The organism is Enterococcus canis NBRC 100695, from assembly GCF_001544375.1.
Taxonomy (GTDB): domain Bacteria; phylum Bacillota; class Bacilli; order Lactobacillales; family Enterococcaceae; genus Enterococcus_H; species Enterococcus_H canis.
This window is the reverse complement of the sequence record NZ_BCQJ01000003.1, coordinates 302,454-315,361: the sequence shown is the minus strand read 5'-3', so window position 1 is coordinate 315,361 and position 12,908 is coordinate 302,454. Positions and strand designations below refer to the sequence as shown.

The window sequence follows — 12,908 nt, the reverse complement described above, 5'->3', positions numbered from 1 at the left end:
AGACTGCGAAAGGACGTGTACCATTTGGAAATTAAAGTATTCGAAGACGCTAACCGCGACGAACTGTCCATGATCGAAGTTGCCCACGCGATTTTAGAGCAACATGGCGATGTAATGGATTTTTCTGATTTAGTAAACCAAATCCAAAATTATTTAGGTAAATCTGATAGTGATATTCGTGAAGCTTTGGCACAGTTTTATACGGATTTAAACATTGATGGCAGTTTTATTTCTTTAGGTGATAATCGTTGGGCCTTACGTTCTTGGTATCCAATCGATTCTATCGATGAAGAAGTAACGCATGGTGCTGATGAAGATGATGAAGAAACACCACGTCGTAAAAAACGGAAGAAAGTCAACGCCTTTATCATGGATGATGATGAAGCTATCGACTACAATGCCGATGATCCGGAAGATGAAGACAACTTGACGGATGACGAAGACGAAGACTTCGATGATGACGACGATGATGATGAAGAAATCGCCGCATACAATGCAGATCTACAAGAAATCGGCGCTGAGGATATCAGTGATGATGAAGAAGAACTGCCAGGCAATATTGAAGAAGATCTCACCATTATTGAAGATGATGATGAAGATGATTTCGACGATGATGACGAGGACGAAGAAGTTTAAGAGTGAAGAGGGGCGGCATGTAAATGTCAGCCTCTTTTTTTGATTTACAGAAAATGTTTGTGAAAATTTAATCCTTGACATTCAGTCGGCTTGCTTGTATTATGCTACTTGGGCACCTTAAAAGACCTTACAACTCCCTATCTTTGGATAGGGAGCTTTTATTATTTTCTGGTGCACGCTCTAATTCTAGATCGAGAAGGAGTTTTCGAACAAATGACGAAATATATTTTTGTAACAGGCGGCGTTGTGTCTTCTATCGGAAAAGGGATCGTTGCGGCATCTTTAGGACGTTTGCTAAAAAATCGCGGCTTGAAAGTCACGATCCAAAAATTTGATCCTTATATCAATGTGGATCCAGGCACGATGAGTCCTTACCAACACGGTGAAGTGTTTGTAACCGACGACGGGGCTGAAACAGATTTGGACTTAGGGCACTATGAACGTTTTATCGATATCAATTTGAACAAATACTCAAATGTGACGACTGGGAAAATCTACTCAGAAGTTTTACGAAAAGAACGTAAAGGGGAATACCTAGGGGCAACGGTTCAGGTTATTCCACATATCACCAATGAAATCAAAGAAAAGATTATGCGAGCAGCCAAAATGACCGATTCAGATGTGATTATCACTGAAGTTGGCGGGACAGTTGGCGATATCGAATCACTGCCATTCTTGGAAGCTTTGCGTCAAATGAAAGCTGACGTAGGGGCAGACAATGTGATGTATATCCACACGACCTTGATTCCTTATTTGAAGGCAGCCGGTGAAATGAAAACTAAGCCAACACAACATAGCGTCAAAGAATTACGTGGCTTAGGAATCCAACCCAATATTTTAGTTGTCCGGACTGAATTACCAGTTTCACAGGAAACTAAAAATAAATTGGCACAGTTTTGTGATGTGGCACCAGAAGCCGTAATTGAGTCGCGTGACGTTGACACCCTGTACTCTATTCCGTTGGCACTACAAGCGCAAGGTATGGACCAAATCGTTTGTGATCACTTGAAGTTGGAAACACCACAAGCAGACATGACCGAATGGCGTGCTTTGGAAGAAAAAGTCTTGAACTTGAAGAAAAAAGTCCGGATCGCGTTAGTCGGAAAATACGTAGAATTGCCAGACGCGTACATCTCCGTTGTGGAAGCCTTGAAGCATTCTGGTTTTGCTTATGATGCGGATATCGAAGTTGATTGGATCAAGGCCCAAGATGTGACTGCTGAAAATGTTCATGAAAAATTGAAAGATGCAGATGGAATCTTGGTACCTGGTGGTTTTGGTGATCGCGGGGTTGAAGGAAAAGTCGAAGCCATTCGCTATGCGCGGGAAAACGATGTGCCATTCTTAGGCATCTGCTTAGGTATGCAAATGGCTTGTGTGGAATTTGGGCGCAATGTGGTAGGCTTGGAAGATGCCGGCTCGACAGAAACATATCCAGATGCCCAAAATAACATCATTGATTTGATGGCTGATCAAGAAAACGTTGAAAATCTTGGTGGGACATTACGTCTAGGCTTATATCCATGTAAATTGAAAAAAGGAACCAAAACGGCAGCCGCTTATGACGAAGAAGAAGTTGTACAAGAACGTCACCGTCACCGTTATGAGTTCAACAACAAATACCGTCAAATGTTTGAAGAATACGGGTTGGTCTTCTCAGGCGTTTCACCAGACAACCGCTTAGTGGAAATCGTTGAAATTCCAGAGAAAAAATTCTTTGTTGGTTGCCAATTCCACCCAGAATTAATCTCACGTCCAAATCGTCCACAAAAACTGATCAAAGCTTTTGTAGGAGCTTCATTAGACAATCAAAAATAATTTCTATGAGGACTGTGGCTAAAAAGCCCAGTCCTTTCAGCTTTAGCATACGTTTTTGACAGGTTATGGCTGAGTATTTGCAAGCTACTCTAGGATGTTTTAGTAAAATTGGAACAGACCTTTGTGAAAATGAAAGCAAATTTTCTGAAATAAGTAATTTTAGTAGAAAAGTCTATAAATATTTGCTAAAATAAGAATGTTGGTTAAGCATGGCTTAACAAATTAGTTTTTACCAAAACTTAGGAGGAATTTTATATGCCAGTAGTATCAGGAGCAGAATTCTTAAAAGCTGCCCGCAAAGGCGGATATGCAGTCGGCGGATTCAACACAAACAACTTGGAATGGACACAAGCGATTTTAAAAGCCGCTGAAGCTAAAAAAGCGCCAGTCTTGATCCAAACATCAATGGGTGCTGCCAAATACATGGGTGGCTACAAAGTTGCAAAAGATATCATCACTGATTTAGTTGAATCAATGAACATCACTGTTCCAGTTGCAATCCACTTAGACCATGGTGACTACGAAGCAGCTTTAGAATGTATCGAAGTTGGCTACACTTCAGTAATGTTCGATGGTTCTCATTTACCATTCGAAGAAAACTTGAAATTAGCTAAAGACGTTGTTGCAAAAGCACACGCTAAAGGCGTTTCTGTTGAATGTGAAGTTGGTTCTATCGGTGGTGAAGAAGACGGAATCATTGGTGCTGGTGAATTAGCGGACATCGAAGAATGTAAACAAATGGTCGCAACAGGTATCGATTACCTAGCTTGTGGTATTGGTAACATTCACGGTGTATACCCTGAAAACTGGACTGGTCTAGCATTTGACCACTTACAAGAAATCGCAGATGCTGTTGGTCATGACGTACCATTAGTATTACACGGCGGTTCTGGTATTCCTCAAGACCAAATCCAAAAAGCGATCTCAATGGGCGTTTCTAAAGTAAACGTGAACACTGAGTTCCAATTGTCATTCGCTAAAGCAACTCGCGAATACATCGAAGCAGGCAAAGACTTAGAAGGTAAAGGCTTTGACCCTCGTAAATTATTAGCACCAGGTGTTGCTGCTATCGTTAAAGATGCAGAAGAACACATCGACTGGTTCGGTTCTGCTGGTAAAGCTTAATTCGAAACAAGAGAATGATCTAGGCGAAATTCGCCTAGATTTTTTTTATCTGAAAATTGTAATCGTTTTTTTATTGGTAGATTGTAAATTTTTCGGTAGAATATGGAAGAAGGAGCGGTGGACAGTAGCCGTTATCAGGAGGAGAAAACATGAGCTTTTTTGGAAATATTGATTTTAATGCGCTATCCGATACCGATCAAGCAATCTATCATTATATGAGTAGTAATGCCGACAAGATTCCCTATATGCGAGTACGCGATATTGCGCAAGAATCCCATACCTCGGCATCTTCAGTAATGCGTTTGATCAGAAAACTAGGGTATGAGAGCTATACTGAATTTCGGAGCCAGTTTAGTGTGAAGGAATTGGAAAATGAAAACTTTGATGCAGCCTTAAATATTCTAAATCGAGAACGTTTTCCACGAGATATTGAAAGTAAGCTGAATCAAATCGTGGAGAAAATCCAATACTGTGAAAATATCATCTTTTTTGGGATTGGCGCATCGGGTTCGATTTGTGAGTATGCCGCCCGTCGTTTTGCCTCTATTGGCTATAATAGCTATCCATTGATTGATCCGACATATCCGATTATGTCTAAGCTCCAAAATACTAGTGATAATATCTTAGTTACGTTATCTGTTTCAGGTATGACCAACGAAGTGGTAGAAGTCGCCAATGGGTTTCGCAACAAAGCAGATTTTTTGACGATTGCGATTACGGCAGACATTAACTCTACGTTAGCTAAAATGTCTGATTATGTTTTAGATTACCATGTCGGTGTACGACGAGTGAAAAAGCATGAGGATTTAACCAGTCAGATTCCGTGTATCTTTTTGATTGAACAATTAGCAGATCGCCTGCAAAATCGCGAATAATTGGTACGTATCGTTCCTTAAACATCGCTTTGGTACAACTTGTACCATTGTGATGTTTTTTTCTTTTTACTGGTTCTCATGCCATAGTCGCTCTGAAGTCTTGTGAGAGAAAACGTTACCACCTATACTGAGTCTATCAAAAGACGAGGTGAGCAATAATGAACAATCAATTTCCAAAAGATTTTTTATGGGGAGGCGCAGTGGCAGCCCATCAAGTTGAAGGAGCATGGGATGTGGCGGGTAAAGGAGTCAGCACAGCCGACGTTATGACGGCGGGAGCCAATGGCGTTGCGCGGGAAATCACAGCTGGCGTGATTCCTGGCAAAAACTATCCCAACCATGAAGCGATTGATTTTTATCATCGCTATCCGGAAGATATTGCCTTGTTTAAAGAACTCGGCTTGAAAGCATTCCGGACATCCATCAATTGGACGCGGATTTTTCCGATGGGGGATGAGACAGAACCTAACGAAGCTGGCTTACAGTTTTATGATGATCTATTTGATGAATTATTGAAAAATGGGATTGAACCTGTGATTACATTGTCACATTTTGAGATTCCTTACCATTTATATGAAATGTATGGGGGCTTTACCAATAAAAAGCTGATTGACTTTTTTGTCCATTATGCGGAAACCGTCATGACGCGCTACAAAGATAAGGTCAAATATTGGATGACATTTAATGAAATCAATAATCAAGCAGATGGCCAACACGAACTGCATACTTGGACCAACTCAGCACTCTTATTCAAAGAGGGCGATAATCGTGAGGAAATGACCTTTCAAGCGGGGTTAAATGAATTGATTGCAAGTGCTAAAGTTGTCAAACTAGGGCATGAAATCAATCCTAACTTCCAAATTGGCTGTATGATGGCCTATGTCCCAGTCTATCCTTATTCGGCTAATCCTAATGACTTAATGGCTTCTGTCAAGGTGATGGATCGTCGTTTCTTTTATTCAGATATTCATGCTCGTGGCGTCATTCCAGCCTACGCTGAAAAATACTGGGAGCAAAAAGGGTATCAAATTGACATTACTGAAGCTGAACGACAAGCCTTGAAAGAAGGAACGGTAGACTACATTGGATTCAGCTATTATATGTCGGGAGCGGTCACAACATTACCAGAGGTTGGAGAGGCAATCAGTGAGTTTCCTGAAGCCAAAATTGTCCGCAATCCGTATGTGGAGGCAAGTGATTGGGGTTGGCAAATCGATCCAGTGGGCTTACGCTATACGCTGAACATTGTGTATGAGCGTTATAATTTGCCACTCTTTATCGTAGAAAATGGGTTTGGTGCATATGATAAATTAGAAGATGGCCAAATTCATGACACGTACCGAATTGATTATCTTGAAAAACACATCCAACAGATGGCTTTGGCAGTGAATGTGGATGGCGTGGACTTGATGGGGTATACACCATGGGGCATCATCGACTTAGTCAGTTTTGGTTCAGGTGAAATGGAAAAACGCTATGGTTTTATTTATGTCGACAAAGATAATGCGGGAAATGGGACCTTGAAACGGCTGAAAAAGGATTCATTTGATTGGTATCAAAAGCTGATTCAAGAAAATTAGCTAGAAGGAGCAGCGATGGAAACAAATAAACTTAAAGAAATATTGGCTACGCTGACTGTGGCAGAAAAAGTAGGACAATTAGCGCAAGTAACCCCAGACTTTTTCGGTAAGTCTGGCGAGATCACCGGTCCAATGGCTCAGTGGTCGATGAGTGAGGAACAGTTGTACCAAATTGGCTCAGTGTTAGGGACTCACCGGGCAGAGGAAGTCCAAAAAATCCAAACCGAGTATTTAGCCCATAGTCGTCATAAGATTCCATTGTTGTTTATGGCTGATGTGATTCACGGCTATGAAACGATTTTTCCAATTCCCTTAGCTATGGCGGCTAGCTTTGATCCACTGTTGATTGAAAAAACAGCCGCTGCTGCTGCCACAGAGGCGGCTGCAGAAGGTATCCATGTAACTTTTTCACCAATGGCAGATTATGTTAAGGATCCGCGTTGGGGACGAGTATTGGAGAGTAATGGGGAAGATCCTAGACTTTCCAAAGTGTTGACGGAAAGCTATGTCAAAGGGTACCAAGGAACAGACTTAGCAAAAAATCCACAGCATGTAGCGGCTTGTGTTAAACACTTTATTGGATATGGTGCGGCTGAGGGGGGCCGCGACTACAATACGGTAGATATTTCCGATGTTGAAATGTATCAGAATTATCTACCGGCTTTCCAAGGAGCTATTGATCAGGATGTGAAGCTAGTCATGACTTCCTTTAATAGTTTGCGCGGAATCCCTGTTACCGGCAACAAGGAATTAGTAACAACGGTCCTTAGACAACACTTAGACTTTGACGGAGTGTTAATCTCAGACTGGGCAGCTGTGGCTGAGTTAATCAATCATCGAGTTGCAGCGGACCGTAAAGAGGCCGCTGCTAAAGCATTTAAAGCCACCGTTGATATTGATATGATGACGGATTCTTATCTGCAAGAGCTGGCAAAAATCGTAGCGGAAGAAGACGCGCTAGCCCAGTTAGATGAGGCTGTTTGGCGAGTGCTGAAGCTGAAAAATGACTTAGGCTTGTTCGAAAATCCCTATCGAGGGATGGATACCAAGGTAGACACAACCTCCTTGAAACAACTCAGCTATCAAGCGGCAATTCAATCTGCAGTATTACTAAAAAACGAACAAGTATTACCTTTAAAAACAACTGAAAACATTTTACTAGTTGGCTCTAAGGCAGTGACGAAGGACGTATTAGGTGCTTGGTCATGGATTGGTGACCCAGAAAAAGCGACCTCATTAGCAGACGGCATGTCAACGCGTTTTCCCCAACTTGAAGTACTTACGGTGGAAGAGGCCAGTGACCGGTCATTGATCAGTACCGCTCTGCAAAAAGCTGATAAAGTCGTGATTGCTGTTGGCGAAACTAGCGAAGAGGCTGGAGAAGCGGCCAGTCGAGCAGATTTACATTTGACCGATAGCGAAAAAGAACTAATTGAAGTCATTCATCAGCAAAAAGCAGCCGCTATTTTAGTCACCTTCAGCGGCCGCCCACTGATTTTAACCGATGTGGCAGACAAAGTGGCCGCCATCATCACAGCTTGGTTTTTAGGTACTGAAACCGGCTCCGCATTAGCAGCTCTTTTAAGTGGTGCGGAAAATTTCAGCGGTCATTTACCTATGAGCTTTCCTAGAAGTGTCGGACAATTGCCTTATTCATACCAAGAAATGTCAACGGGTCGCCCGCAAACACAAGCGAATCAACAGGAAAAGTATACCTCCCGTTATTTAGATGAAGAAAACGGTCCATTATACCCATTTGGTCATGGCTTATCCTACAGTGAATTTTCATTCAGCCAGCTGACGCTCTCTCAGCAGCAGCTTACAGAGGGACAAACTCTAACGGTACAGGTTACAGTAACCAATACTTCGCAAACAGCTGGTTTTGTCTTACCGCAACTTTATTTCCAAGATGAGGTCACCGAAGTAATCCGGCCTAAGCTAGAACTATTGAAGTGGCAACAGGTCTTTTTAGCTGCCGGTGAAGCAACAACAATTACGTTTGAAATTGCCGCTACAGAGCTGGCTTACGTTCATGCCGATTTGCATAGACGAACGGATCCTGGTAGGTTCCGGCTCTTTCTTGCTAAAAGTGCACGGGAGCTTGTCGCGGAAAGTGTCTTTGAAATTGTCTAGGTGGTACAAGTTGTACCACCGTGACGATTTTTCCCGAAAGTAGAAACGAATGCCAACAACTAAAAATGATATTGTGTTTGAAAACGTTTTTATTTATGATGAGGATGTCAAAAGAAACACGGACTTTTTTATTCAAAGAAAATAAAAACGTTTTTATTTGGAGGAAGGCATGAAAGAGAGAATAACCATACGAGAAGTTGCGCGGGAAGCAAACGTGTCAATCGCGACGGTTTCTAAAGCGCTGAATGGGGTCGATGTCGTCACGCCAAAAACCAAAGCAAAGGTCCTAGAGGCCGCTAAAAAGCTGCATTATACTCCTAATCTGCTGGGAAAAAATCTTAAAGCTAAGCAAACTAAAATGATTGGTTTTTATACCCATACGATTATTGGACCTTACTTTAGTACCTTAATTGAAGCAATTGTGGAAGAGGCCGAAAAACATCAATATGGGGTGAATGTGGTTATCTCCTCGGATAAGCAAATTCTGGCTTCACAATTATTAGGAAATATGGTGGATGGCTTCATTGGTTTTGAAGATCTGATTGATGAAGAAGCCCTTTCTACGGTTCGTTCTGAAGGAATTGATGCCGTTTTTATGGATCGGCAAATCAAAGATCGCAGCATTAGTAGTATCGTATTTGATTCACGTAAGGCAGGACGACTTGCGACGCGGGAATTACTGGAAAAGGGTCATCAAAAAATCGGCTTTTTACCGGGACATAAAGGGGTTTACGATAGTGATGAGCGTTACTGGGGCTTTAAGGAGGTCATGGCAGAGGCCGGACTTTCTGTGAATTCAGAGTGGGTGCTTCCAGGATTATTTGAAGAAAAAGCCAGCTTTGAAAACGTGAAAAAGTTTTTGGATAATCAGCAGCCGGCCTCGTGGCCAACCGCGTGGATCGCGGGAAATGACTTAAGTGCAATCGGCACGATAAAAGCGATTGAAGCTAAGGGACTTTCCGTACCGGAAGATTTTAGTGTGATAGGGTTTGATGACATTGAGTTGCTGAGATACTTTAAACCCCGCATCACCACGATTCAAAATCCGATTCGTGAACAAGGGCGCCAAGCTGTTTTGGAATTATTAGCATTAATTAATCAAGAGAAGCAGGGGGAAAACAAGATTTTAGATTGTCGCCTGATTGCGGGAGACACCGTAGTCAGCATCAAGTAAAAGTAACTATTTGAAGGATTAGGGGGAAGAACGGTGGAAGCAAAAGCGAAACCAACATTAAGTGAACGCCTCGGCAAATGGGGTCGGGAGTTCGGACGTCAATGGCAGCTGCAAACAATGGCCATCCCAGGCGCTGTTTATATGATCATTTTCAGCTTTATTCCAATCTATGGCTTAGTTATTGCCTTTAAAAACTATACCGTAGTCGATACGATTGACAGTGCTCAGTGGGTCGGGTTGGACAATTTCAAAATTATTATGGCGGATAAATATTTTTGGCAATCAGTTGTCAACACGCTAGGAATTAGCGCCTTGAAACTAGCCTTTGGATTTGTCTTACCTATCATTATTGCAGTGATGATTTATGAATTACGAGATAGCGTCTTTAAGCGGACGATACAAACAATCTCTTATCTACCTCACTTTTTATCCTGGATTATTTTAGGTGGGATGATTATCACTTGGTTCTCTTCAAATGGCATGATCAATGAGCTGCTTAACTTTATCGGCATACAAACGCAGCAAAATCATATGCTGGATGTCGGAAAATACTGGTGGATTGCCTCCCTTTCGGATGTCTGGAAAGAAGCAGGTTGGGGTACGATCCTTTATCTAGCCACGATGGCTAAAATCGATCCTACCTATTATGAAGCGGCTAAAATGGACGGGGCTTCTCGCATGCGGCAAATTTGGAGCATTACGATCCCTATGATTCGCAACATCATTTCTTTGAATTTGATTCTCAGTGTAAGCGGTTTATTCAATTCGAATTTGGACCAAACACTCGTTTTAATGAATTCTCAAAATCAGCCTAAAGCGGAAGTTATTAACTCATATGTTTATCGTGTTGGTTTGATGCAAGGGGATTTCTCTTATGCAACGGCAGTAGGATTAGGAATCTCGATTATCTCGGTTGTATTACTAGTTTTAACGAATATTGTCACGAAAAAATTAAACGATAACCAATCGGTACTTTAAAAAGGAGGGAATACGATGGAAAAAAGAAGTTTATCCTTATCAAAACCCAAAAGTAATGTCGTTCAAGATAAAGACAGCAAGATTTTCAACTTCGTTAATGTCCTGCTTTTAGTGATGTTCACCATCATTATTATCGTACCGGTTTGGAATATCGTTGCGTCGTCTTTTGCCTCCAGTGATGCACTAGCGAAAGGAGATTTTGTATTCTGGCCTTCTGAAATCTCAATGGACAACTATAAACGCGTTTTAGGAGATGCTTCCATTTGGCGAGCACTCGTCATCTCAGTTTCAAAAACTGTGCTGGGTGTTCTTGCCCATACAGCTTTCTGTGCCATCATGGCTTATGCCCTGTCTAAACGCAATTTAAGAGGCCGTGGTCTATATTCCACAATGGGTATAATTACAATGTTCTTTTCAGGCGGGATGATCCCCACATACTTATTGATTAAATCCTTAGGTTTGCTGAATACTTTCTGGGTCTACATTATTCCGGCACTATTATCTTATTACGATGTCATTATTTTAATGAACTTCTTCCGTGATGTTCCCACATCACTGGAGGAATCAGCCAAAATCGATGGGGCAAGTGACTGGGGCGTTTTCCTACGCATCTTCGTGCCACTATCAAAGCCAGCACTGGCGACGATTGCGTTGTTCCATGGCGTTTGGCAATGGAATGATTTTATGACCACCAAATTGTACGTGACGGATAAAGCACTCTATCCATTGCAAATGAAATTATACGAAATCATCACCCAATCACAGGCAGCATCTCAACAAGGCTTAAACGCAGCGGTCGAAATCAGCACAACATCTAAGGGGGTACAGCTGGCAACTATCGTGGTCACGACCGTTCCGATTTTAATTATTTACCCATTGCTACAAAAACACTTTATCTCAGGCATGATGCTTGGGGCAGTAAAAGAATAGGAGGAGCAATAAATGTTCAAGTTTACAAGTAAGAAAATCGTAGGTACTTTGGCAGTTGCCACAGCAGTTCTAGCGTTAAGCGCCTGTGGGGGAGACAAGCAGGAATCAACTGCTGATAAGAAGGTGGATCTACCTTCTATTGAAGACCGCTACACAGTGGATGAAAATACTCCAGCCTGGAAGTTAGATAAGAAGGAAGAACCTACCAAATTGACTTGGTATGTTAACGCAGACTGGTGGAACACTGAGTTTGGTAAAGACATGGTAACGAAAAAGGTTAAAGAAGATCTGAATGTTGATATTGAATTTATTACCGGTGATGATACTAAATTGAATACTTATTTTGCCGGCGGCGATATGCCGGATATCGTAACAATCTTTGATTCCAATTCACAAGTTGCCCGCAAAGCAGACTCTTGGGCCTTACCATTACAAGACCTTGCTGAAAAATATGATCCCTATTTTAACCAAGTTGCTCGTCAAGAAACCTTGAATTGGTACAAATTAGGCAACGGCAAATCGTATGGCTATCCAGATTACTCAAATACGCAAGAAGATTTTGACAGTGGTGATATCTTTGCCCGCGATGCATTCATTATTCGAAAAGATGTGTATGAAGCAATTGGCAAACCAGATTTCACAACGCCTGAAGGCTTTATTGATGGGATGAAGAAAATCAAAGAAAAATTCCCTGATTTGATTCCGTTTGGGTTCAACGATTTTGCCAAAGATGGTTCTTCTAACGGTTCAATGGATAGTGTGGTCCAAGATATGTTAGGTATTCCTTATACTAAAGATGGAAAATACTATGATCGTAATTTAGATCCTGAATACATCAAATGGATTAAAGCTTTCCGTCAAGTCCATCAAGATGGAAATATTTCTGATGATACATTTACCGACGATGGCGATAAATTCAAAGAAAAATTACAAACAGGTAAATATGGCGCCGTTATGATTGGATCATTTGTAAACCAAGGTATCCCACTACAAACGTTCAAAGCAGCAAATCCTGATAGTGAATACATTGCCATCGACGGCATTCAAAGCACAGAAGGAAATGCACCTACTTTAACACAAGCAGGTATTTCTGGCTGGATGATCAACTATATCAGTAAAAACTGTGCAGATCCTGCAAAAGCAATGCAAATCTTTACGTACCTTTTGAGTGACGAAGGGGAAATGCTGACAAACTTTGGTATTGAAGGCGAAACCTATACTAAAGATGGCGATAAAGTAAAATGGACAGACTCCGCTCGTAAGATTCAACAAGAAGACCCTGAAAAATGGCAATTAGAATACCGGATGGGTGAGTTTATCCAATTTGGCCATGACCGTTTCAAAGCGATGAATGATGATTCATACGTAGATGCAGTGAAACAAATGCAACAATGGGGCGAAGGCAAACTGACTTCACAATTCTTAACTGAAAATATTGGCCCAGATGCAGGTAGTCAAGAAGCGCGCGCTCTGAGCGCAATTCAAACTAACTGGAGTACAACGCTCGTAGGCATGCTGCGTGCGAAAGATGAAAGCGAACTAGATAGCTTGTTATCAGGCTACGAAAGCTTCCAAAAAGATAACAATGTAGATGCAGTTAATAAGGTTCGTAACGATAAGATTGAAGAAAACAAGAAAAAATTAGATATGTAAAAGATA

At 41.6% G+C, this 12,908-nt stretch carries 10 protein-coding genes; all 10 read left to right on the top strand.

Annotated features, from left to right (window positions below; translation table 11 throughout):
- Positions 1-24 precede the first annotated feature (24 nt).
- The 10 genes from rpoE to ECA01S_RS06730 all read left to right on the top strand — a co-directional run bounded on the left by rpoE (position 25) and on the right by ECA01S_RS06730 (position 12,902).
- Positions 25-636 carry a DNA-directed RNA polymerase subunit delta gene (gene rpoE, locus ECA01S_RS06775; RefSeq protein ID WP_067393021.1) on the top strand — a complete coding sequence of 204 codons (612 nt, stop codon included), beginning with the start codon at positions 25-27 and terminating at the stop codon, positions 634-636.
- Positions 637-849: 213 nt separating this feature from the next.
- Positions 850-2,454 carry a CTP synthase gene (gene pyrG, locus ECA01S_RS06770; protein WP_067393017.1) on the top strand — a complete coding sequence of 535 codons (1,605 nt, stop codon included), beginning with the start codon at positions 850-852 and terminating at the stop codon, positions 2,452-2,454.
- A gap of 255 nt (positions 2,455-2,709) precedes the next feature.
- Positions 2,710-3,579, top strand: a complete 870-nt coding sequence (locus tag ECA01S_RS06765; protein ID WP_067393014.1) for a class II fructose-bisphosphate aldolase — start codon at positions 2,710-2,712, stop codon at positions 3,577-3,579.
- A gap of 149 nt (positions 3,580-3,728) precedes the next feature.
- A complete protein-coding gene (locus ECA01S_RS06760; protein ID WP_067393012.1) occupies positions 3,729-4,454 on the top strand; it encodes a MurR/RpiR family transcriptional regulator in 726 nt (241 codons plus the stop codon).
- Positions 4,455-4,612: 158 nt separating this feature from the next.
- Positions 4,613-6,034, top strand: a complete 1,422-nt coding sequence (locus tag ECA01S_RS06755; RefSeq protein WP_067393009.1) for a 6-phospho-beta-glucosidase — start codon at positions 4,613-4,615, stop codon at positions 6,032-6,034.
- A gap of 15 nt (positions 6,035-6,049) precedes the next feature.
- On the top strand, positions 6,050-8,167 hold the full coding sequence (locus tag ECA01S_RS06750) for a glycoside hydrolase family 3 N-terminal domain-containing protein (protein ID WP_067393006.1): 2,118 nt from the start codon (positions 6,050-6,052) through the stop codon (positions 8,165-8,167).
- A 169-nt stretch (positions 8,168-8,336) separates the two neighbouring features.
- Positions 8,337-9,341, top strand: a complete 1,005-nt coding sequence (locus ECA01S_RS06745) for a LacI family DNA-binding transcriptional regulator (protein ID WP_067393003.1) — start codon at positions 8,337-8,339, stop codon at positions 9,339-9,341.
- Between the two features lie 117 nt (positions 9,342-9,458).
- The gene (locus ECA01S_RS06740; RefSeq protein WP_211272009.1) at positions 9,459-10,319 is read left to right on the top strand and encodes an ABC transporter permease; all 861 of its coding nucleotides are present in this window, start codon (positions 9,459-9,461) and stop codon (positions 10,317-10,319) included.
- A gap of 15 nt (positions 10,320-10,334) precedes the next feature.
- Positions 10,335-11,249: a carbohydrate ABC transporter permease gene (locus tag ECA01S_RS06735; protein WP_067392997.1), complete on the top strand. Its 915-nt coding sequence runs from the start codon at positions 10,335-10,337 to the stop codon at positions 11,247-11,249.
- 12 nt (positions 11,250-11,261) lie between these two features.
- Positions 11,262-12,902 carry a type 2 periplasmic-binding domain-containing protein gene (locus ECA01S_RS06730; protein ID WP_067392995.1) on the top strand — a complete coding sequence of 547 codons (1,641 nt, stop codon included), beginning with the start codon at positions 11,262-11,264 and terminating at the stop codon, positions 12,900-12,902.
- Positions 12,903-12,908: the final 6 nt, after the last annotated feature.

What these genes read in the sequence shown, in the direction of transcription:
- ECA01S_RS06760 (WP_067393012.1), top strand. Translation starts at nt 3,729, where the DNA reads ATGAGCTTTTTTGGAAATATTGATTTTAATGCGCTATCCGATACCGAT.
- ECA01S_RS06740 (WP_211272009.1), top strand. Translation starts at nt 9,459, where the DNA reads ATGGCCATCCCAGGCGCTGTTTATATGATCATTTTCAGCTTTATTCCA.
- ECA01S_RS06730 (WP_067392995.1), top strand. Translation starts at nt 11,262, where the DNA reads ATGTTCAAGTTTACAAGTAAGAAAATCGTAGGTACTTTGGCAGTTGCC.
- ECA01S_RS06755 (WP_067393009.1), top strand. Translation starts at nt 4,613, where the DNA reads ATGAACAATCAATTTCCAAAAGATTTTTTATGGGGAGGCGCAGTGGCA.
- ECA01S_RS06765 (WP_067393014.1), top strand. Translation starts at nt 2,710, where the DNA reads ATGCCAGTAGTATCAGGAGCAGAATTCTTAAAAGCTGCCCGCAAAGGC.
- pyrG (WP_067393017.1), top strand. Translation starts at nt 850, where the DNA reads ATGACGAAATATATTTTTGTAACAGGCGGCGTTGTGTCTTCTATCGGA.
- ECA01S_RS06745 (WP_067393003.1), top strand. Translation starts at nt 8,337, where the DNA reads ATGAAAGAGAGAATAACCATACGAGAAGTTGCGCGGGAAGCAAACGTG.
- ECA01S_RS06735 (WP_067392997.1), top strand. Translation starts at nt 10,335, where the DNA reads ATGGAAAAAAGAAGTTTATCCTTATCAAAACCCAAAAGTAATGTCGTT.
- ECA01S_RS06750 (WP_067393006.1), top strand. Translation starts at nt 6,050, where the DNA reads ATGGAAACAAATAAACTTAAAGAAATATTGGCTACGCTGACTGTGGCA.